Source organism: Arthrobacter sp. TB 26 (assembly GCF_000427315.1).
Classification (GTDB): domain Bacteria; phylum Actinomycetota; class Actinomycetes; order Actinomycetales; family Micrococcaceae; genus Arthrobacter.
Genome location: NZ_AUPJ01000510.1, coordinates 1 through 2,734 on the forward strand (window position 1 = coordinate 1; position 2,734 = coordinate 2,734).

Here is a 2,734-nt window from a genome sequence, read left to right on the forward strand (position 1 = left end):
CCGGCCACCGGACCCATGGTGCTGGCACGCGTCTGCCCGCAGGGCCACGCCAACCCCTCCACCTACGCCCAGTGCGGCCGCTGCGCCCAGCCGTTGCCCGGCGAAGGTGTCCAGGTCCGGCGGCCCCGCCTGGGCCGGATGCGGCTGTCCAGCGGCGAACTGGTCGACCTCGACCAGTCACTCATCGTGGGACGCCAGCCCTCGGTGTCCCGCGTCCAGGGCGCCGTCATGCCCAGACTGGTCCAGGTGGCGAGCCCCAGCGGGGACATCTCCCGTTCGCACGTCGAGGTCCGGCTCGAGGGCTGGCACGTCATGCTGTGCGATCTCAAGGCGACCAACGGCACCGTCCTGGTCCGCGAAGGCCAGCCCCCGCGCCGGCTCGCCCAGGGCGAGATGGCCATCCTGCTCGACGGCGACATCGCAGAAGTCGGCGACGGCATCTCGCTGCGCTTTGAGGAGATCCCGTGAGCTCAAAACGGCCCGTAGCCCCGCCGCCAGTCATTCCGGGCTTCACCTACATCAGCCTGCTCGGCTCCGGCGGCTTCTCCGACGTCTACCTCTACGAACAGGACCGGCCGCGACGCAAGGTCGCCGTCAAGGTGCTGCTCTCGGACCTGAAGACCGAAGGGGCCCGCCGCCGCTTCGAATCCGAAGCGAACCTGATGGCGCAGTTGTCCTCGCACCCGTACATCGTGACGATCTTCGAAGCCGAGATCACCGACACCGGGCACTCCTACCTCGCCATGGAGTACTGCTCCCGGCCCAGCCTGGACGTCCGGTACCGGCGGCAGGGCTTCAGCGTGGATGAGGTCCTCGCCGTCGGCATCCAGGTGGCGTCCGCCGTCGAGACCGCCCACCGGGCCGGGATCGCACACCGCGACATCAAGCCCGCCAACATCCTGGTCACGGACTACAACCGGCCCGCCCTGACCGACTTCGGCATCTCCGGCACCCTCGCCGGGGACACCGATGAGGAAGCCGGCATGTCCATCCCGTGGTCCCCGCCGGAGCAGTTCACCGGCCACCACGTCGACGGCGTCCTGGTGGACGTCTGGGCCCTCGGCGCCACGCTCTACACCCTGCTGGCCGGGCGGTCCCCGTTTGTGCTGCCGGGGGCGGACAACTCCCAGCGCGAGCTGATCTCCCGGATCACCAACCTGCCGGTGCCCAAACTGGGCCGCGCCGATGTGCCGGAATCCCTGGAACTGGCGCTCTCGACGGCGATGGCCAAGTCCGCCTCCTCCCGCTACTCCTCGGCGCACGCCTTCGCCCTGGCCCTGCAGCGGATCCAGGCCGAACTGAACCTCTCCGTGACATCGTTCGAAGTCCTGGAGGAGCCGCGCGCCGAGGAAAACCACCCGGACGACGGCTTCGAGGAAACCCGGGTCCGCAGCGTCGCCGCGATCGACCCGGACGCCACCGGAAACGCCCCGACCTTCCCGGCCAGGTTCCCCGGCACGGACACCAGTACCACGGTCGACGACGCCACAACCTTTAACAACGCCACAAGCTTTAAGAACGCCACCGTCCAGCGCCCGCCGGCGATGCCCGCCTTCGACGGGCCCGGAACCCCTGCACCCGACGACGACCTCGCGGCCACGGTCAACCGCTCCAGCACGCCGGCCCCCGCAGGCGGGCCGGAGGAAGCGGCGGGGGAGTATCCGGCCGGCCATGGGCGCCGGAACCTGCTGCTCTCGGTTGTCGGCGGCACCGTCCTGGTGGCCGCCGTCGTCCTCGGAATCGTGGCGGGNCCCGGCCCGAGCCGGCACCGAAAGCAACGGACCAGGTCAGCAAACCGCCCGCGGACGCCCTGGACAACGGCACCGTGCCGGACGTCACCGCGCTGGCCGGTGTCGCCGGCCCGGCCGGGAAGGTCAGCTTCACCTGGACGAACCCGCAGCCCAAGCCTGGCGACAGCTACAAGTGGCGGGTCCACACGCTCAAGGGCGACGGCGACTACCAGTCGTCCGCCGGGCCGGCCGCTGAAATTGCGGCGAATCCGGCCGAACCCAGCTGCATCCAGGTCATGATCGTCCGCAGCGACGGGGCGTCCTCGCCGCTGGGTCCGGATTCCATCGCCTGCGTCAGCAAATAGCACTAACGAATTCCAGAAAGGCACGGCATATGGGGGATCTGGCAATAGATTTTTGCGGCGAGTGGCATGAGCCCTCGGACGAGGACATCTTCAGCATCGGCCGCGAAGGCGACCTTGAAGTGGATGACAACCCGTACCTGCACCGGCAGTTCCTGCAGATCGCCCGCTATGACGGCATCTGGTGGCTCAGCAACGTTGGCAGCATGCTCTCCGCGACCATCGCCGATGCCTCCGGCGGGATGCAGGCGTGGCTCTCGCCGGGCGCCCGGATACCGCTGGTCTTCAGCCACACCAATGTCATCTTCACCGCCGGCCCCACCACCTACGAGTTCGCCGTGCACCTGAGGACCCCCGCATTCCGGCAGGAATCCCGCGACGAGGACAGCAACGGCGACACCACCATCGGCCCGGTGGTTTTCACCGACTCGCAGAAGGCCCTGATCGTTGCCCTCGCCGAGCCCATGCTGCGCCGCGAGGGGACCGGCTTCAGCGCCATCCCGTCCTCGGCCGAGGCCGCCAAGACCCTGGGCTGGGCCCTGACCCGGTTCAACAGAAAGCTGGACAACGTGTGCGACAAGCTCGACAAGGTGGGGGTCGCGGGCCTGCGCGGCGGCGGCGGAAAACTCGCCACCAACCGCC

3 protein-coding genes (1 of these 3 cut by a window edge) are annotated in these 2,734 nt (G+C 69.1%); all 3 read left to right on the top strand.

Features of this window, described 5'->3' with window-relative positions; translation table 11 throughout:
• On the top strand, positions 1 to 468 hold a 468-nt coding region (locus K789_RS0120190; RefSeq protein ID WP_029705488.1), incomplete at its 5' end, for an FHA domain-containing protein.
• A complete protein-coding gene (locus K789_RS23675; protein WP_416352820.1) occupies positions 465 to 2,030 on the top strand; it encodes a protein kinase domain-containing protein in 1,566 nt (521 codons plus the stop codon). The genes K789_RS0120190 and K789_RS23675, both read left to right, overlap by 4 nt.
• Before the next feature lie 94 nt (positions 2,031 to 2,124).
• Positions 2,125 to 2,734, top strand: partial view of a hypothetical protein gene (locus K789_RS0120200; RefSeq protein ID WP_024368333.1) — the 5' portion only. 107 nt of this gene lie beyond the right edge of the window; only the first 610 of its 717 coding nucleotides appear in the window; its start codon is at positions 2,125 to 2,127; the stop codon falls past the right edge of the window.